We start from the raw sequence: 17,332 nt of genomic DNA on the forward strand, positions 1-17,332 counted from the left end.
TTGCAGCAAGAATTAGAGGAGTACATCCATCCGGAAATAGATCGGCGCTTCGCGCTCGGTCAGGGCATCCGGACGCTCCAGGGAATGGGCGAAAGTGACGCTGGCGCTCAGGTGCTCACCACGGGCAAACAACTCCAGCGAGTTGCTCGACATGCGCCCGTGCTGATTGCCGTTGTAGCGGTCACCGCGAATCACACCCTGGTCATAGCCGAGGCTGGTGCCGTATTCGGCGAACACCGGGCGCAGCCAGGCCAGGGAGATTGGCCGGCTCCAGCGCAGGTCGTTGCGCCAGTAGCCACCGCTGTCGCCGGACAGCGACTGGTCCTTGTAGCCACGCACCGACGATTGCCCGCCCAGGCTCATGCGTTGCGGGCTGAACAGCACGTCTTCGCTGCGCTGGCCGGTCATCAGGCTGCTGAAACTGAAGGATTCGCCCCACAGCTGGAACGGTTGCAGGTAGCTGAGGGTGGCGGTGTATTTGCGGTAGCGGGCGTCGGCCTGGCCGGGCTTCGGATCGTTGTCGCCCTGGGCATCGAAGGCGCCGATGCCTTGCTGCACTCCCCCGTCCAGGTTGACGAAGGCACTGCCGACACGGCGGCCATGGTTGATGCCGAACTGGGTTTCGCTGAGGCGGTTACTGCTGGTTGCCAGCTTGCTGTCTTCGATGAAATTGTTGGTGCGCAGGTACGAAAGACCCGTGTTGAGGGAGGTCTTGCTCAGGGCATCGCGATGGATCACCCGCTCAACGCGCAGCTGATGGTTCTGGCTGTCGCCGGTCTGCTTGAAATTGAATCCGTTGGCGGCAATCTGCGAGCGGTATTCGCTCTGGCTGTAGGTGTAGCTGACGTTCCACCAGCCAAACGGCAGGTTGTAATAGAGCATGGCGTTTCGAGAGGTGTGCTGGTGGTCGGTCATCGCGTCATGACCGCCGCGCAACATCAACTGATCGGCCAGGCCCAGCGGACTGTCCCATTCAAAACTGCTACCCCACTGCTGCTCGCCCGTGCTGCGCTGACCGTCGTTGCTGCGCGACAGCCCGGCACGCCAGGGCTTTTTCGGTTCGTTGGTAACACGCACTTCGCTGCCGCCGACATTCTGGCCGGGGGTCAGCTCCATCTTGGCCTGGTTCGACGGCAGGCGATTGAGCTGGTCGACCATCTGCTCGATCTCTCGCAGGTTGACCAAATCACCGGCCTCACCCGGAAATGCCATGACCAGCTCACGGTCGGAGAGTTTGCTGTTCTCGGCGCCCTTCAGGCCTTCGAGCCGGCCCTCGACCACCAGCACTTGCAGATGGCCGCTGGACAGGTCCTGTTGCGGCAGATAGGCGCGGCTGGTGACCAGGCCCTTTTCGATATAGTGGTCGGTGATGACCTTGAGCAACTCGTTGAGCTGCGGCACGCCCAGGCACTGGCCGATGTAAGGTTTGAGCAACGCCTCGCGTTCGCCGACGGAAAGACTGTCGGCGCCTTTGAGTTCGATGGTCTTGATCGGGAAGCAACGGCTATCGGCCGGTGCGGTCGGCGGGGTCGGCTTGGCCTCCTGGCCGGGCAGGTCCTTGAGTTCTTCCAGCCGCCTGCGCTGCTCTTCGAGCAAGCGGTTCTGGCGCTCGCGGATGAGATCCGTGTCACCGGGCGTGGGGGCTGCGTGAGCAAGCGTCAGCGGAGAAAGGCACAGCAAAGCCACGCACAACCTCGCCCAGAGGGCGGGTGAGGACATGTTCGATCCCTCGAGCGGAGTGATATCAAAATAGCGGCGCGATGTTAGATGGCCATCATTTTGACGTCAATTAAATAGTCGGGCTTCAAGGCTATCGACGGGACCGTCGGTCTGAAATCAGGCGTCTTCCGCAGTTGCAGGCCATGGACCTGGAGACGGCGAGCAAGGATGTGCCGGACAAGTGCCAGTTGATCAATGAGCGTCTGCAAGAGTTGAAGGAGGCGCAGAAGAAGGTGGGGTGACTGCTGACGCTGGGGGCGAAACGCCCCCCGCAAAAATCTGAGTTTCAACTTTGGATTGTGGAAACCGCCATCATTGGGGCCGCTGCGCCCGAGGCGTCGGACCGCCCCAGCGGAAGTAATCTCCCTCGCCAGGGGGGCTATGTTTGCCTGCTACTTGCCCGCCTTCTCAATGGCGTCCTTATTCTGAGGACCGAAAGAATATTTCTGGGCCCTTTCCTTCATCGTGCGCGGATCCGGCAAACCTACGGTCTCCGGGTTCGCAAAACCGGTTTTGCCATTACCGAGCATGGGATTGATAGCATCGAACAGAAAACTGAAACCTTGTTTAAGCGAGCTCTGGGCAATGCCGTGACACCCCATGCAACCGCCCATGGTCAGGTTTTGAGTGCTGTGGTCATAATCCGGCACCTTGATGTTCACCTGGTCGCGCGCGTTGGTCAGGGTATTGTCACTCCGAATCGGGAATACATTGCTCCCCCGAAACAGCTGTATCCCCGGCTGGCTGCTTTCGACCATGATATTGGCCAGGTAGTAATCCGGATCGGTTTGAGTGCTCGACGGAATAGCCTGCACGCCTTTAAGTCGATAATGCTTCCAGACCGAATTGTTGAATTCACTGCTGCCGTCCATGAGCTGTTTGACCTGGTTGTTCACCGCTTCAACTTCGGAATAAACGGTCAGCGGTTGCACCACACGGATCGGGCCGGCCTGTCCCTCGGGAATCCCGTTACTGTTGGAGTAGACGGGCGGACTCAGACTCGCATTAGCGACGGGCCCTGCCTTCGGCAAAGGCACCGTATAGGTTTTGTTGCCGTCAGAGAAAGTCGCGGTCGGGGGATTTTTTGTAGTATCGAGACCGGGGTAGGCAATCTCGTTGTAGTTGGCGATGTAGTAAAGGCCGGTCGGCGACTTGCCATCGGACAAGGTCAGGGCATCCTCGTGCTCGAACGTGGCGAATATGAAAGTCGGGTAGTTGGGCGTCTTGTGGATGATATGCAGGGCGACCAGCGCGTAGTCTTCATTGTGCGCCACCGGCGCATCGTCCTTGCCCTGATAGGTCACCACCGTCGCCGTATGGTAGCGCCCGCGATTCTGCACCGGAATGTCTGCCAGCTTACGCCATGCCGCCTTGACCTCCACCGCGCCATCGGGCAGCACAACATGATCCGGATAACTGCTCAGGGTTCTCGCGTATTCGTAGACGACGGGGTTGGCCTTGGCCTCAAACAGGATCTGGCTGTCCTGCGAAGGCGCATAGTCGTTTCCGGTCTTGGCCACATTTGGCGGGTTGACCGGGAAAAATATTGCGTTCTGCCCTATCTGGGTCGCCTCGTCCAGATTGTTGTAATGGGTATAGGTGGCGCCTGCCGCCAGAGGTGCACCGTTGGGGAAGTTGATGTAGCTGTATTGCGGGTCGGAACCGAACGGACGGATAGGACCGCCTGCGGAGTTTTTTTGCTCTTTTGCCCCCGGAAACATCTCGGTACGGTGAGCAAAGGTTTGCCACAACAAGGGATTGGGAGATTGTGAGACCTTGCCCGAATCGGCAAAGCTGCTGCCGGGATTGCCGACGCCACGGTTAGCCGGCAACGGGGTCTTGGCCGTATTGTTCAGGGCGAAAAAGCTCCGCCAGGCGAAGGTTGCATAGTCGGTATGGCTGAGACCCGTTGCCAGGTCCGCAGGCAGCTGCGGGTTGTCCGCAGTCAGATCGCTTGTGGTAATGGCATAGGAAACGCCCAATCCCGGCGCGCTCGTCAAGGCCCCGAACGACTTGGAAAAATAAGGGCTCCAGTTGACCCCGTCGGTTGAAGCAAACGTATTGGCGCCACTGCTGATAAAAATGCGCTGTCCGATCATTGTGGCACGGCTCAGGAGAAGCTCATTCGCTATACCCGACAGCGTTTGCTCATCGCCCCAATGACTACCGCGGTCGTAAGCGCGCACGGCTAAATGGCCGAGATCATAGGAGTAGTAAAGCAACAGCTCGCCGTTATAAGCCACCGGCACGATGCTCAGGACCCTGTAAGCGTTTGCCTTGAACCCGAAAGTTGGCTGGCTCCACTGTAGCCCATCGTCCGAGGTCACATAGTAGACAGTGTTATCGTCCTCCTCGCAGTAGAAGACAAACAGTTTCCCGTTGTACACCACAGGACTGTTATAGGCGGCATCATCGGAGGCCGTGACAGGGTTAACGTTGGACCAGCTCACGCCATCTTCGGAACTGATGCTGTTTATTTGAGCCTGGTCGGTAAAAGTCAGTACCAGCTTTTGCTTGAACACCGTTGCTGAAACATTACCCAGGATATTGGCGACGGGGATCGACTGTGGAGAAGACCAATTATTTCCCTCCACCGAAGTGGAAAAATAGATATGAGCGGAATCACTGTCACTGATCCAGAACATATAAAGCTTGCCTTTGAACGATTGCACCACGGGTGTAAACAACCCAACCGAAGTGGCTGGCACGCTGCTGGTTGCAGACGGTGCTCCATTGATGGCATCAGGACTGTCGAATACATCCACTTCGATCCCCACACCTTGTTGAGGAGTGGCAATGATCACACTTTCCGCATAAGTCGATGAGACCGCGAACACACTGCACAGGCACAACATCAGGCGACTGAATACCGCTCTAAGGGTCATGGCGTTCATTCCTTTGAATAATCCTTTGCCAAGGAGCGACCCAGCATTGCAGGCGCAACGCTACCGGTCGTTTTTCCATGGTAGACGACTGTTTGATATCAGCCAGGATCATTCTGGGCCCCTGGACTTGGAGACAGTTGGCTGTTACCAGGTCATGCACGCCAGCTTCTGTGGCGAGGGATTTATCCCCTCGCCACAGGTTCATCGTTTTTCTTAAGTGAACAGCATTAGACTCAAGGTCCGGTTTCTTCAAGTCCTAACGCGCAATCACTCCGCCGCTGGCGCTGCCGGCTTGCGGCGCTTGAGCGGGGCCATGCCGTCCTTGCTGACCAGCGCCGGGGCGTCGGTTTTCGGGCGGTTGGCGGTCTTGCGCTTGGTGGGAGTCTTGGCGGCGGACTTCTTCTTGTCGCCCTTGGCATCGACCTTTTTCTTCTTCGCGCCGACGGCCTTGCCCGAAGCCTTGACCTTTTTCGGTCCGCCGTAGGTGCCTTTGACTTCCTTGATGGTGCGGCGCTCGAAGCTCTGCTTGAGGTAGCGCTCGATGCTCGACATCAGGTTCCAGTCGCCGTGGCAGATCAGCGAGATCGCCAGGCCATCGTTTCCGGCGCGACCGGTGCGACCGATGCGGTGTACGTATTCGTCGCCGCTGCGAGGCATGTCGAAGTTGATCACCAGGTCCAGGCCTTCCACGTCCAGGCCGCGGGCGGCGACGTCGGTGGCGACGAGGATTTTCACACTGCCCTGCTTCAAGCGATCGATGGCCAACTTGCGATCTTTCTGGTCTTTCTCGCCGTGCAGCACGAACGCCTTGTATTCCTGAGCCACCAGACGACCGTAGATACGGTCAGCCATGACCCGGGTGTTGGTGAAGATAATGGCTTTTTCGTAGGTTTCGTTAGCCAGCAACCAGTTCACGATCTGCTCTTTGTGCTGGTTGTGGTCAGCGGTGATGATCTGCTGGCGGGTGGTGGCGTTCAGTTGGCTGACCGCGTTGAGCTGCAGATGCTCAGGGTTGTTCAGCACCTTGGCGACCATCTCCCGCAGGCCCGAACCACCGGTGGTGGCGGAGAACAGCATGGTCTGCTGGCGGCTGGCGCATTCGTCCACCAGGCGTTGCACGTCTTCGGCAAAACCCATGTCCAGCATGCGGTCGGCTTCGTCCAGCACCAGCACTTCGACTTCCTTGAGGTCGAGGTTACCGGCGTTCAGGTGCTCGATCATCCGCCCCGGCGTGCCGATCAGGATGTCCGGGACCTTGCGCAGCATGGCGGCCTGGACCTTGAAGTCTTCACCGCCAGTAATCAGGCCGGACTTGATGAAGGTGAACTGCGAGAAACGCTCCACTTCCTTCAGGGTCTGCTGGGCCAGTTCACGGGTCGGCAGCAGGATCAGGGTCTTGATGCTGACGCGGATCTTGGCCGGGCCGATCAAGCGGTTGAGGATCGGCAGCACGAACGCGGCGGTCTTGCCGCTGCCGGTCTGCGCCGTCACCCGCAGGTCACGCCCCTGGAGCGCGAGCGGAATAGCCGCTGCCTGCACCGGCGTGGGCTCGACAAATTTAAGCTCGGCCACGGCTTTGAGCAGGCGTTCGTGCAGGGCGAATTCGGAAAACACGGGGGCGACCTCGAAGATAGGCAAAAAAACAGCTGCATAGGGTAACGGTTTCGAGCGCGCAGGCCGAGTTTCTTTATGCAAACGGCGACAATCAGTGGCTTTTTTTAACCGCCAGCCGTCATCAACGGTCACCTGGGCAGGCTTAAATGCTCTAATCGCCCGTCGCATCTTTATAGAAGAACCGTTTTCACCATGGACATCAAACAGCTCTGGCTCGACTTCCAAGACCTCTGGGGCGCCCTTGACAAGCATCCGCTCCTGCATTCCGGCCTGGCCCTGGCGGTGCTGCTGGTCATCTCCCTGGTGCTCGGACGCGTGGCCCGCTACCTGATCCTGCACGCGGCCAAGTTACTGGGACGCCAGCCTGCCTTGAACTGGATCAACGACCTGCGCCAGAACAAGGTCTTCCACCGCCTGGCGCAAACGACACCGTCACTGATGATCCAGTTCGGCCTGCACCTGGTGCCCGGGCTGGGCAAGACCAGCCTGGTGTTCCTGGGCAATATCGCCACGGCCTTCACCGTCCTGTTCATGGTCCTGGCCCTCAGTGCCCTGCTCAACGCCCTGCTGGATGTCTATGCACGCACCGAGCATGCCCGGACCCGTTCGATCAAAGGCTATGTGCAACTGACGAAAATGGTCCTGTATGTGTTCGGCGCGATCATCATCGTTGCCACGCTGATCGACCGTTCGCCGCTGTTGCTGCTGTCGGGCCTGGGTGCGATGTCGGCGGTGATCCTGTTGGTCTACAAGGACACCCTGCTGTCATTCGTCGCCAGCGTGCAATTGACCAGCAACGACATGCTGCGGGTCGGCGACTGGATCGAGATGCCCCAAGTCGGCGCCGACGGTGACGTGGTGGACATCACGTTGCACACGGTCAAGGTGCAGAACTTCGACAAGACCATCGTCTCGATCCCGACCTGGCGCCTGATGTCCGAGTCGTTCAAGAACTGGCGCGGCATGCAGCAAGCCGGCGGCCGACGGATCAAGCGCAGCCTGTTCATCGACGCCAGCGGCGTGCGCTTTTTGCACGACGAGGAAGAACAGCGCCTGACCCAGGTTCGCCTGCTGACCGACTACATCAGTCGCAAACAGGTCGAGCTCAAGGCCTGGAACGAAGCCCAGGGCAACGTCGCGGCCATGTCGGCCAACCGCCGACGGATGACCAACCTGGGCACCTTCCGCGCCTATGCCTTGGCGTATCTGAAAAGCCACGCCGAAATCCAACCGAACATGACCTGCATGGTCCGTCAGCTACAGACCACCGCCCATGGCATCCCGCTGGAAATCTACTGTTTCACCCGCACCACGGCGTGGACCGACTACGAGCGCATCCAGGGGGATATTTTCGATTACCTGCTGGCGGTGATGCCGGAGTTCGGCTTGAGTCTTTATCAGCAGCCGAGCGGCATGGATTTGCGTTCGGGGTTGCTGCCGGCGGTGTTGGGCGGGAGTCTTGTTCTGGAGGGGCAGAAACAGGTGGTCTGAATACACCGCTAACCCCTGTGGGAACCGAGCTTGCTCGCTCCCACAGGGGTTGCAGCTGTCTGCCGGTTACTTGGCCTGACGTTGCGGTGCCTTGTGCACCATGGTGTAGGCGTAGTCCACGCCCATGCCGTAGGCGCCGCTGTGTTCCAGGACCAGTTCCATCACCGCCTCGTAAGTCTCTTTGTGTGCCCAGTCACGTTGGTATTCCAGCAGCACTTGTTGCCAGGTCACCGGCACCGCGCCGGCCTGAATCATCCGCTGTACCGACATGTCGTGGGCTTCTTTGCTGGTGCCGCCCGAGGCGTCGGTGACGATGTACACCTCGTAGCCTTCGGCCAGTGCTTCCAGTGCCGGGAAGGTCAGGCAGACCTCGGTCCACAGCGCCGCGATGATCAGTTTCTTGCGCCCGGTGGCTTTCACCGCGTCAACCAGCGCCTTGTCTTCCCAGGAGTTCATCGAGGTGCGCTCGATGGGTTTCTGATCCGGGTGAACTGCCAGCAATTCAGGCCAGATGTAGCCGCTGAAGCTTTCGGTTTCGACCGAGGTGTAGATCGTCGGTACGTTGAAGATCTTCGCCGCTTTGGCCAGGCCGACGGTGTTGTTCTTCAAGGTCTGACGGTCGATCGACTGCACGCCGAAGGCCATTTGTGGCTGGTGGTCGATCAGGATCAGGGCGGAGTTGGTTGGGTTCAGCAGTTCGCGGTTAGACATGGCGGTTTCCTTTTTAATGTCGTTAATTCAATGAGTTAGGTAAGTCTTGGTGGCCTTCGTCGGTGTTGTCGTCGGCATGGGTGCTACTTTAGGGGCTGGCACTTGAAGGGACAATTACCTAAAATCGAGAATCATTGATTCTAAATAAGGGACAATCATGGATCGCATCGAATGCATGCGCGCGTTCGTCGTCACGGTCGGCGAGAACGGTTTCGCCGCGGCCGCACGGGCCATGGACGTGCCGAGGTCGAAAGTCAGCAAGCAGATTCAGGCGCTGGAAGAAGCGATAGGCGTGCAGTTGCTGCAACGCACCACACGCAGCCTGCATCTCACCGAAGCAGGCGCGGAATATTTCGAAGCGGCCAGGGAGGTCTTGGCGGCGCTGGATGAGGCCGAGCAGCGGGCCCGGGACGGGATCGGTGAATTACGCGGGGTGTTGCGAGTCAACGCGCCGATGTCGTTCGGCCTGCGGCGGCTGGGCAAGCTGATTCCGCTGTTCCATGAAAAGCATCCGAACATCGAGCTGCAAGTGGTGCTCAGCGACCAGCAGGTCGACCCGGTGCGCGGTGGTTTCGACGTGACCATTCGCATCGCCAGCATGCCCGACTCGACCATGATCGCCCGGCAACTGGCGCCGGCGCCGCGCATCATGGTCGCCGCTCCTGCCTATCTCGAGCGCGCCGGCGTCCCGCAGACGCCCCAGGACCTGCGCGCCCACCAGTGCCTCAACTACGGCTACCTGCAAAGTGGCGTGAGCCTGCAACTGTGCAATGGCAAGGAGACTCAACGGGTCAATGTCACCGGCCCGTTGCACGTCAACAACGGCGACTTGCTGGCCCAGGCCGCCGAAGCCGGGATGGGCATTGCGTTGCTGCCGGACTTCATCGTCGAAGACGCCCTGGCCGCAGGGCGCCTGGTGCCGGTCCTGTGCGAGTGGCAGGCGCCGGCCATCAGCATCAATGCGGTGTATTCGTCAGCCCGGCGCCTACCACAGAAGACCCGGGCCTTCGTCGAGTTCCTGGTGGAGCAATTGGCGGCTAGATAGCCGATGACCTGCGCAGGCCCAACCGACTGATCCACACCGCGGCCAGGATAACGCCGCCACCGAGGAACAACCGCCCCAGATCCTCGTGCTGGTTCCAGATCAACAGGTTCACCAGCAGCCCCACCGGCACATGCAGGTTGTTCATCACCGCCAACGTCCCGCCATGGACCAGGCATGCCCCCTTGTTCCACCAGTACAGCCCCAATGCAGTGGAGACGAGGCCAAGGAATACCAGCACACCCCATTGCAGCGGAGCTTCGGGCCAGAAGTTGGCCTTGCCGAATAACAGGAAGGCCGGTAATGCCACCGCCAACGCGCCAAGGTAGAAGTAGCCGAAGCGTCGGTAATGCGGCAGGTTGCTCGGGTGGCGGGCCACCAGGTGTTTGTACAGCACCTGCCCGGCCGCGTAGGTGAAGTTGGCCAGTTGCAGCAGCAAAAAACCCATGAAGAAATCCGGATTGATCCGGTCGTAGCGAATCACCGCCGCACCGGCCACGGCCACCAGTGCCGCGATCAGCGCCCAGGGGTTGAAGCGGCGGTTCAGCGCGTCTTCGATCAGGGTCACGTGCAGCGGCGTAAGAATGGTGAACAGCAACACTTCCGGCACCGTCAGCACCCGGAAGCTCAGGTACAGGCAGACGTAGGTCACGCCGAACTGCAACGCGCCGATCAACAGCATGCCGCGCATGAACGCCGGTTCCACCTGGCGCCAGCGGGTCAGCGGGATGAACACCAACCCGGCCAGCAGCACCCGCACCAGCACCGCGAAATAACTGTCGACATGTCCGGCCAGGTACTCGCCGATCAGGCTGAAGGAAAACGCCTGGATCAGCGTCACAAAAAGTAGATAGCCCATACCGCCCCTCGTTTCGAATGGCGGCGACGATAGCGGGTTTTGCGGGGAGTCGCGAACCTTTAAGCCCTTTTCAACAGGCATCGAAGGGGGAATCCCAGGCAAAAAAAAGCCCGATCTCGCTAAAGCGTTCAATCGGGCGACTGCACTCAGGAGCAACAAGTGCAAAGGGAGGTTCGATGCGCGAAACAGTCTGAAGGGAAATGCCAGGCCACTAAACCACCTGGCGATTAGCCGAAGATTAAGACTCAGGCCACCTGGGACAGTTTGGCGTTGGCCTGATTCAGGCCTTTTTCCTGGAAATCGCCCCCCAGGTTCATGCCTTCGGCGTGGATGAAGGTCACGTCGTGGATGCCGATGAAGCCCATGACCTGACGCAGGTAGGGTTCCTGGTGATCGGAGCTGCCGCCGGCGTGGATGCCGCCGCGGGCGGTCAGCACGAAGGCGCGCTTGCCGGTCAGCAGGCCTTGGGGGCCGGTGGGGGTGTACTTGAAGGTCACGCCGGCACGCAGCACGTGGTCGAGCCAGGCTTTCAAGGTACTGGGAATGGCGAAGTTGTACATCGGCGCGGCCATCACCAAGACGTCGGCGGCGAGCAATTCATTGGTCAGTTGGTTGGAGCGCTCCAGGGAGGCGTTCTCGATGTCGTTGCGCTGCTCGGCAGGCTTCATCCAGCCACCCAGCAAATGGGCATCCAGGTGCGGCACCGGGTTGATGGCCAGGTCACGGACGCTGATTTCGTCGGCCGGATGCGCCGCTTTCCATTGGCTGATGAAGGTCTGGGTCAGTTGACGGGACACCGAGTCTTGCTGGCGGGCACTGCTTTCGATGATCAGAACGCGGGACATGGTTTGTAGGCTCCATCTGAGAATGTTGTCAGTCGATGGAGTGAAGGTTAAGCGCTAGCCAATCGATGAAAAAGCGCAAATAATTGCTGCAAAACATCGATTTTTTCGTTTAGATGCGGAGCAAGCGCTACGTGGCTTGCTCCGCTCCGGTTATTTCGGCTGGCAGGTCAGCTTGATGCGCAGCTTGATGATGTTGCGGTTGAACTTGGCCGTGGCGTTCTTGAACTTGCCGGCGGCGACTTCGATCCTCCGGGTGCGCGGCGCTTCGGGGCCATTGTTGAAGACCACGGTGCAGGCCGCATCGCTGCTGCCGTAGTTGTTGACCTGGATGGAGCCGATGTCGGCGTCGGTGTCATAGGCGTTGTAGTCGATGCTCAGGCCGTTGAGGTGTTTTTCCACCTCGATCGGGTAGGCAAACGCAGTCAGTGGCAACAAGGCCAGCACCACACAACAGATCTTTTTCATTCGGCAGTCTCCAGCAGGGGATCGCCAGCTTAGGACAAGAGGAGCTCGATATGAAAGCGCCCCGCGTGACCCTTGATCAATGGCGAACCCTGCAAGCCGTGGTGGACCACGGTGGTTTCGCCCAGGCCGCCGAAGTGCTGCATCGCTCCCAGTCGTCGGTGAGCTACACCGTAGCCCGCATGCAGGATCAACTCGGCGTGCCGTTGCTGCGCATTGACGGGCGCAAGGCCGTGCTGACCGAGGCCGGCGGCGTGTTGTTGCGCCGTTCGCGGCAACTGGTGAAACAGGCCAGCCAGTTGGAAGACCTGGCCCATCACATGGAACAAGGCTGGGAAGCCGAGGTGCGGCTGGTGGTCGACGCAGCCTACCCCACTGCGCGCCTGGTGCGGGCGCTGACGGCGTTCATGCCCCAGAGCCGCGGCTGCCGGGTGCGCCTGCGGGAGGAAGTGCTGTCGGGCGTTGAAGAGGTCCTGCTGCAAGGCGTCGCCGACCTGGCCATCAGCAGCCTCAGCATCCCCGGTTACCTGGGTGCGGAACTGAGCGACGTGGAGTTCGTCGCCGTCGCGCATCCCGAGCACGCCTTGCATCGGCTCAACCGCGAGCTGACGTTCCAGGACCTGGAAAGCCAGCTGCAAGTGGTCATCCGCGACTCCGGTCGCGAGCAACCGCGCGACGTCGGCTGGCTCGGCGCCGAGCAGCGCTGGACCGTCGGCAGCCTCGCCACCGCCGCGACCTTCGTCGGCAGCGGCCTGGGCTTTGCCTGGCTGCCTCGCCACATGATCGAGCGGGAATTGAAGGAAGGCACGCTCAAACGTCTACCCTTGGACCAGGGTGGCAGTCGCAACCCCAGTTTCTATTTGTACTCGAACAAGGAAAAACCCCTGGGCCCGGCCACGCAGATTCTCGTCGAACTGCTGCGCACCTTCGACACCGCACCACTGGACACGCCGTTCGCCGCCCCTGAACAAGCCTGACAAGGACTTCGCCGATGGCCTATTTCGAACATGAAGATTGCAACCTGCATTACGAAGAATACGGTCATGGCACGCCCTTGTTGCTGGTCCACGGGCTGGGTTCCAGCACTCGGGACTGGGAAAAGCAGATCCCAGTGTTCTCCAATCATTACCGCGTGATCGTCGTAGACGTGCGAGGACATGGACGCTCGGACAAACCACGCGGGCCCTATAGCATCGAAGGCTTCAGCGCCGACCTGATCGCCCTGATCGAGCATCTGGACCTGGGCCCGGTGCACCTGGTGGGCTGGTCCATGGGCGGCATGATCGCCTTTCAACTGGCGCTGGATGAACCCGGGCGGGTCAAGAGCCTGTGCATCGTCAACAGCGCGCCCGAGGTCAAGGTCCGTACCCTCGACGATATCTGGCAATGGTTCAAGCGCTGGAGCCTGATGCGCATCCTCAGCCTGGAAACCATCGGCAAGGCCCTGGGAGCCAAGTTGTTCCCCAAGCCAGGACAAACCGATTTACGTCTGGAAATGGCCCGACGCTGGGCAAAAAACGACAAACGTGCTTATCTCGCCAGCTTCGATGCCATCGTCGGCTGGGGCGTTCAGGAACGACTGTCGCACGTCACCTGTCCAACCCTCGTCATCTGCGCCGACCATGACTACACCCCAGTGGCGCTGAAAGAAGCCTATGTAAAACTGCTGCCCGATGCGCGGCTGGTGGTCATCGCCGATTCACGGCACGCTACTCCGCTGGACCAACCCGAACGCTTCAACCAAACGCTGCTCGATTTTTTGACCGAAACCGATTCCACCACCCAGGATCATTGACCCCATGCTGAAAAAACTCGCCCTCGCCGCCGGTACCGCATTGTTCGCCGCCAACCTGATGGCCGCGCCAGCGCCCCACGTGTTGCTGGAAACCAGCAACGGCCAGATCGAAATCGAACTGGACCCGGTCAAGGCCCCGCTCAGTACCAAGAATTTCCTCGAGTACGTGGACAGCGGCTTCTACAACAACACGATTTTCCACCGTGTGATCCCCGGCTTCATGGCCCAGGGCGGCGGTTTCACCCAACAGATGCAACAAAAAGACACCAAGGCGCCGATCAGGAACGAAGCCAGCAACGGCCTGCACAACGTACGCGGCACCCTGGCGATGGCGCGCACCTCCGACCCGAACTCCGCCACCAGCCAGTTCTTCATCAACGTCGCCGACAACGCGTTCCTCGACCCGGGCCGTGACGCTGGCTACGCGGTGTTCGGCAAAGTGGTCAAGGGCATGGACGTGGTGGACATCATCGTCAACTCGCCCGCCACCACCAAACAAGGCATGCAGAACGTGCCAATCGACCCTGTGCTGATCAAGTCGGCCAAGCGCATCGACTGAGTCACGGCACACGGCAAGCCTGGGCGGCGACGGCAGTCCCGCGCCGCCCATAGCAAAAGGAGAGCCCCCAACCGGGGCATTGACCGATGGTTTATCGCCGTTTCGAAAAACTGATCGACATCTTCCGCGACGCCCCGACCCCGGCCCCGCCGAACCGCGTCCTGCCCTTCTACACGTACTACCTGAAACAAGTCTGGCCCAGCTTCGCGGTGCTGCTGGTGGTGGGCCTGATCGGCGCATTGATCGAAGTGGCGCTGTTCAGCTACCTGAGCCGCATCATCGACCTGGCCCAAGCCACGCCCAACGCGGATTTCTTCAAGCTCCACGGCCTCGAGTTGGCGTGGATGGCGGCGGTGACGCTGATCCTGCGGCCCCTCTTCGTCGCCCTGCATGACCTGCTGGTGCACCAGACCCTGAGCCCCGGCATGACCAGCCTGATCCGCTGGCAGAACCACAGCTACGTGCTCAAGCAGAGCTTGAATTTCTTCCAGAACGACTTCGCCGGGCGCATCGCCCAGCGCATCATGCAGACCGGCAACTCCTTGCGCGACTCAGCGGTGCAGGCCGTGGACGCGTTGTGGCACGTGCTGATCTACGCCATCAGCTCCCTGGTGCTGTTCGCCGAAGCCGACTGGCGCCTGATGATCCCGCTGTTGCTCTGGATCGCCGCTTTCATCGGCTCGCTGTATTACTTCGTGCCACGGGTCAAGGAACGCTCGGTGGTGTCGTCCGATGCCCGTTCCAAACTGATGGGACGGATCGTCGACGGCTACACCAACATCACCACCCTGAAGCTGTTCGCCCACACTCACTTCGAACAGCAGTACGCCCGCGAAGCCATCGCCGAGCAGACCGAGAAGGCCCAGTTGGCCGGTCGCGTGGTGACCAGCATGGACGTGGTCATCACCAGCCTGAACGGGTTGCTGATCGTCAGCACCACCGGCCTGGCACTGTGGCTGTGGAGCCAGTCGCTGATCAGCGTCGGCGCCATTGCCCTGGCGACCGGGCTGGTGATCCGCATCGTCAACATGTCTGGCTGGATCATGTGGGTGGTCAACGGCATCTTCGAAAACATCGGCATGGTCCAGGACGGCTTGCAGACCATCGCCCAGCCCGTCAGCGTCACCGACCGCGAGCAGGCCAAGCCCTTGGTGGTGACTCGCGGCGAGGTGCGTTTCGAGCACGTGGACTTTCACTACGGCAAGCCAAGCGGCGTGATCGGCGACCTCGACCTGAGCATCCGGCCGGGGGAGAAAATCGGCCTGATCGGCCCATCCGGCGCCGGTAAGTCCACGTTGGTCAACCTGCTGCTGCGCCTCTATGACGTACAGGGCGGGCGCATTCTCATCGACGACCAGGACATCGCCGGCGTCAGCCAGCAAAGCCTGCGCGAACAGATCGGTATGATCACCCAGGACACCTCGCTGCTGCACCGTTCGATTCGCGACAACCTGCGGTACGGCAAGCCCGACGCCACCGATGCGCAACTCTGGGACGCTGTGCGCAAGGCCCGCGCCGATGAATTCATCCCGCTGCTGTCGGACGCCCAAGGCCGCACCGGCTTCGATGCCCACGTCGGTGAACGCGGCGTGAAGTTGTCCGGTGGCCAGCGCCAGCGCATCGCCATCGCACGGGTACTGCTCAAGGACGCGCCGATCCTGATCATGGACGAAGCGACCTCGGCCCTGGACTCGGAAGTCGAGGCGGCGATCCAGGAAAGCCTCGAGACGCTGATGCAAGGCAAGACGGTGATCGCCATCGCCCACCGCCTCTCCACCATCGCCCGCATGGACCGTTTGGTGGTCCTGGAGAACGGCCGCATCGCCGAAACCGGCAGCCATGCCGAACTGCTGGCGCTTGGGGGGTTGTATGCGCGGTTGTGGCGGCATCAGACGGGTGGGTTTGTGGGGATCGACTAAGCAGCCCGCTGTACTGTGGGGGCAAGGCTTGCTCGCGAAACAGGCGACTCGATTTATGAAAGACCGCGCCGCCTTCATCGCGGGCAAGCCTTGCTCCCACAGGCTTCGGTATCAGCAACAGATATCAGCACTGTCGATACGGCAGTGCTGTCTTGGCCTCTTCGGCATACGCCAATACCCCTTCTTGTTCGCGGACGAGAAAATCCGCGACCGCCGCCTTCAATCCCGGATGACGCAAGTAATGCCACGACCGGGTGATCACCGGCTCGAACCCGCGAATCAACTTGTGCTCGCCCTGGGCACCGGCGTCGAAGCGTTGCAAGCCATGGGCGATGGCGTAGTCCATGCCTTGGTAGAAACAGGTCTCGAAGTGCAGGCGGTCGAACTCCGCCAGGCAACCCCAGTAACGCCCATAGAAACTGTCGCCACCCACCAGGCTGAACGCCATCGCCACCGGCCGTGAACCTTGCTTGGCAAGCACCACGCGAATGGCCTCGGGCATGCGCTCGGCCAGCAGGCTGAAAAACGCCCGGGTCAGGTACGGCGCCTGCCGCCGCACCGCATAGGTATTGGCGTAACAGGCGTAGACAAAATCCCACTGTGCTTCGTCCAGCTGATGACCTTCAAGCCACTCGAACGCAATGCCCTGCCCCACCACTTGCTCGCGCTCCTTGCGCATCTGCTTGCGCTTGCGGGAACTGAGGGCATCGAGAAAATCCTGGAAGTCCCGATAACCGCGATTCTGCCAATGATACTGGCAGCCGATCCGCTGCAACCACCCCGCCTGCCCGGCCAGCGCCGTGTCGGTGAACGCATCGGTAAAGTTGATGTGGGCGCTGGACAGCCCTTCGATCTCTAGATACCCCGGCACGCTGCCCAGCAACGCCAACCCATCCTCCACCCGCGCCGCCAGCAGGCGCGGACCACTGACCGGGCTGAACGGCACCGCCGTCAGCAACTTGGGGTAATAGTCGATACCGGCCCGGGCACACGCGTCGGCCCAGCCGTGGTCGAACACGTACTCGCCGTAGGAATGCCACTTGCGGTAACTGGGCAAGGCGGCCAGCAGACGACCGTCTTCGATGTGCAGCAAATGCTCGGGCTGCCAGCCGGTTTGCGGGCCGAGGCTGGCACTGTCTTCCAGGGAGCTCAGGAAGGCGTGGCGCAGGAACGGCTGATTGGCGGGCACCAGCGCGTCCCATTCTTGCGGCGCGAGGGTGGACAGGTTGTCCAGGACGTGAAGCGGCATGCGGGTCCTCGATAGCCGGACGATGGATGGAGCGAGTATCGCCGATCCTGATCGGACGCACATAAAAAAACCCCGCCAGTGGCGGGGTCGAAATAAGGAGCTTTAACGGATGAAGAAAGAGCTCTGTATCAAATGCGCGATTGAGTGGCCTGTGTGGTCAATTCGTGCACTCAACTTCGAGT

The 17,332-nt window shown here is 60.5% G+C and carries 14 protein-coding genes; 6 read left to right on the forward strand and 8 right to left on the reverse strand.

Annotation, left to right across the window (positions count from 1 at the left end; translation table 11 throughout):
* Positions 1–12 precede the first annotated feature (12 nt).
* From N4Q37_RS03950 to N4Q37_RS03960, 3 genes are all read right to left on the reverse strand, one after another.
* The gene (locus tag N4Q37_RS03950) at positions 13–1,719 is read right to left on the reverse strand and encodes a ShlB/FhaC/HecB family hemolysin secretion/activation protein (protein WP_260955549.1); all 1,707 of its coding nucleotides are present in this window, start codon (positions 1,717–1,719) and stop codon (positions 13–15) included.
* A 392-nt stretch (positions 1,720–2,111) separates the two neighbouring features.
* On the reverse strand, positions 2,112–4,613 hold the full coding sequence (locus N4Q37_RS03955; RefSeq protein WP_260955551.1) for a sialidase family protein: 2,502 nt from the start codon (positions 4,611–4,613) through the stop codon (positions 2,112–2,114).
* 258 nt (positions 4,614–4,871) lie between these two features.
* Positions 4,872–6,218 (reverse strand): DEAD/DEAH box helicase, encoded by a 1,347-nt coding sequence (locus N4Q37_RS03960; protein WP_260955553.1) that lies wholly within the window; start codon positions 6,216–6,218, stop codon positions 4,872–4,874.
* A gap of 192 nt (positions 6,219–6,410) precedes the next feature.
* Here N4Q37_RS03960 and N4Q37_RS03965 point away from each other — a divergent pair, with 192 nt between their 5' ends.
* Complete coding sequence (locus tag N4Q37_RS03965) at positions 6,411–7,709, forward strand: mechanosensitive ion channel family protein (protein ID WP_260955555.1); 1,299 nt, start codon at positions 6,411–6,413, stop codon at positions 7,707–7,709.
* A 66-nt stretch (positions 7,710–7,775) separates the two neighbouring features.
* On the opposite strand, the gene N4Q37_RS03970 is transcribed toward N4Q37_RS03965, so the two are convergent.
* Complete coding sequence (locus tag N4Q37_RS03970) at positions 7,776–8,420, reverse strand: hydrolase (RefSeq protein ID WP_260955557.1); 645 nt, start codon at positions 8,418–8,420, stop codon at positions 7,776–7,778.
* A gap of 157 nt (positions 8,421–8,577) precedes the next feature.
* Here N4Q37_RS03970 and N4Q37_RS03975 point away from each other — a divergent pair, with 157 nt between their 5' ends.
* Entirely contained in the window at positions 8,578–9,465 is an 888-nt protein-coding gene (locus tag N4Q37_RS03975; protein WP_260955558.1) for a LysR family transcriptional regulator, read from the forward strand.
* Here N4Q37_RS03975 and N4Q37_RS03980 read toward each other — a convergent pair.
* From N4Q37_RS03980 to N4Q37_RS03990, 3 genes are all read right to left on the reverse strand, one after another.
* A complete protein-coding gene (locus tag N4Q37_RS03980; protein WP_260955561.1) occupies positions 9,458–10,321 on the reverse strand; it encodes a carboxylate/amino acid/amine transporter in 864 nt (287 codons plus the stop codon). The genes N4Q37_RS03975 and N4Q37_RS03980 overlap by 8 nt on opposite strands.
* A 245-nt stretch (positions 10,322–10,566) precedes the next feature.
* Positions 10,567–11,166, reverse strand: a complete 600-nt coding sequence (locus N4Q37_RS03985) for an FMN-dependent NADH-azoreductase (protein WP_260955563.1) — start codon at positions 11,164–11,166, stop codon at positions 10,567–10,569.
* 150 nt (positions 11,167–11,316) lie between these two features.
* Entirely contained in the window at positions 11,317–11,631 is a 315-nt protein-coding gene (locus tag N4Q37_RS03990; protein WP_260955565.1) for a 3-phosphoglycerate kinase, read from the reverse strand.
* A gap of 50 nt (positions 11,632–11,681) precedes the next feature.
* Between N4Q37_RS03990 and N4Q37_RS03995 the strand changes: the two genes are divergently transcribed.
* The 4 genes from N4Q37_RS03995 (at position 11,682) to N4Q37_RS04010 (ending at position 15,901) form a co-directional block, all read left to right on the forward strand.
* Positions 11,682–12,605: a LysR family transcriptional regulator gene (locus N4Q37_RS03995; protein ID WP_260955566.1), complete on the forward strand. Its 924-nt coding sequence runs from the start codon at positions 11,682–11,684 to the stop codon at positions 12,603–12,605.
* Positions 12,606–12,619: 14 nt separating this feature from the next.
* The gene (locus tag N4Q37_RS04000) at positions 12,620–13,423 is read left to right on the forward strand and encodes an alpha/beta fold hydrolase (RefSeq protein ID WP_260955568.1); all 804 of its coding nucleotides are present in this window, start codon (positions 12,620–12,622) and stop codon (positions 13,421–13,423) included.
* Positions 13,424–13,427: 4 nt separating this feature from the next.
* Positions 13,428–13,982 (forward strand): peptidylprolyl isomerase, encoded by a 555-nt coding sequence (locus N4Q37_RS04005; protein WP_260955570.1) that lies wholly within the window; start codon positions 13,428–13,430, stop codon positions 13,980–13,982.
* An 86-nt stretch (positions 13,983–14,068) separates the two neighbouring features.
* Complete coding sequence (locus tag N4Q37_RS04010; RefSeq protein WP_260955572.1) at positions 14,069–15,901, forward strand: ABC transporter ATP-binding protein; 1,833 nt, start codon at positions 14,069–14,071, stop codon at positions 15,899–15,901.
* A gap of 124 nt (positions 15,902–16,025) precedes the next feature.
* Here N4Q37_RS04010 and N4Q37_RS04015 read toward each other — a convergent pair whose 3' ends face one another.
* The gene (locus tag N4Q37_RS04015) at positions 16,026–17,150 is read right to left on the reverse strand and encodes a GNAT family N-acetyltransferase (RefSeq protein WP_260955574.1); all 1,125 of its coding nucleotides are present in this window, start codon (positions 17,148–17,150) and stop codon (positions 16,026–16,028) included.
* Positions 17,151–17,332: the final 182 nt, after the last annotated feature.

The organism is Pseudomonas citri, assembly GCF_025336485.1.
Taxonomy (GTDB): domain Bacteria; phylum Pseudomonadota; class Gammaproteobacteria; order Pseudomonadales; family Pseudomonadaceae; genus Aquipseudomonas; species Aquipseudomonas citri.

Bases quoted from the DNA above. Each gene is read 5' to 3' on its own strand.
- N4Q37_RS03950 (WP_260955549.1), bottom strand. From the start codon at position 1,719: ATGTCCTCACCCGCCCTCTGGGCGAGGTTGTGCGTGGCTTTGCTGTGC.
- N4Q37_RS03955 (WP_260955551.1), bottom strand. From the start codon at position 4,613: ATGAACGCCATGACCCTTAGAGCGGTATTCAGTCGCCTGATGTTGTGC.
- N4Q37_RS03965 (WP_260955555.1), top strand. From the start codon at position 6,411: ATGGACATCAAACAGCTCTGGCTCGACTTCCAAGACCTCTGGGGCGCC.
- N4Q37_RS03970 (WP_260955557.1), bottom strand. From the start codon at position 8,420: ATGTCTAACCGCGAACTGCTGAACCCAACCAACTCCGCCCTGATCCTG.
- N4Q37_RS03975 (WP_260955558.1), top strand. From the start codon at position 8,578: ATGGATCGCATCGAATGCATGCGCGCGTTCGTCGTCACGGTCGGCGAG.
- N4Q37_RS03980 (WP_260955561.1), bottom strand. From the start codon at position 10,321: ATGGGCTATCTACTTTTTGTGACGCTGATCCAGGCGTTTTCCTTCAGC.
- N4Q37_RS03985 (WP_260955563.1), bottom strand. From the start codon at position 11,166: ATGTCCCGCGTTCTGATCATCGAAAGCAGTGCCCGCCAGCAAGACTCG.
- N4Q37_RS03990 (WP_260955565.1), bottom strand. From the start codon at position 11,631: ATGAAAAAGATCTGTTGTGTGGTGCTGGCCTTGTTGCCACTGACTGCG.
- N4Q37_RS03995 (WP_260955566.1), top strand. From the start codon at position 11,682: ATGAAAGCGCCCCGCGTGACCCTTGATCAATGGCGAACCCTGCAAGCC.
- N4Q37_RS04000 (WP_260955568.1), top strand. From the start codon at position 12,620: ATGGCCTATTTCGAACATGAAGATTGCAACCTGCATTACGAAGAATAC.
- N4Q37_RS04005 (WP_260955570.1), top strand. From the start codon at position 13,428: ATGCTGAAAAAACTCGCCCTCGCCGCCGGTACCGCATTGTTCGCCGCC.
- N4Q37_RS04010 (WP_260955572.1), top strand. From the start codon at position 14,069: ATGGTTTATCGCCGTTTCGAAAAACTGATCGACATCTTCCGCGACGCC.
- N4Q37_RS04015 (WP_260955574.1), bottom strand. From the start codon at position 17,150: ATGCCGCTTCACGTCCTGGACAACCTGTCCACCCTCGCGCCGCAAGAA.